Source organism: Isoptericola croceus (assembly GCF_029382255.1).
GTDB classification, from domain to species: domain Bacteria; phylum Actinomycetota; class Actinomycetes; order Actinomycetales; family Cellulomonadaceae; genus Isoptericola; species Isoptericola croceus.
Genome location: NZ_JARLLG010000522.1, coordinates 1 through 254 on the forward strand (window position 1 = coordinate 1; position 254 = coordinate 254).

The following is a 254-nucleotide window of genomic DNA, read 5'->3' on the forward strand; positions in this document are numbered from 1 at the left end:
CCGCGGAAGTACTTCGAGACGACGACGTTGGTGGCGGTCTGCGACCAGAAGTCGGGCATCTCCACATCGGTCTGCTCGAAGACGGCCTCGCCTGACTCGTCAGTGATCGTGGCGCTGCGAAGCGCCCACGCTACCTCATCGAACGGGTCGACGCCCGGCTTGGTGAAGTAGCGCTCGATGCTCGGCGCGCCGCTCTCGAGTTGCTTCGGGCTGATTCTACCGGCGGGGACGGTTACCATGACGGCTCCTTCTCT

The 254-nt window shown here is 64.2% G+C and carries 1 protein-coding gene; it reads right to left on the minus strand.

Features of this window, described 5'->3' with window-relative positions; all coding sequences use genetic code 11:
• On the minus strand, positions 1–239 hold a 239-nt coding region (locus PZC42_RS22000), incomplete at its 3' end, for a hypothetical protein (RefSeq protein ID WP_277214341.1).
• Positions 240–254: the final 15 nt, after the last annotated feature.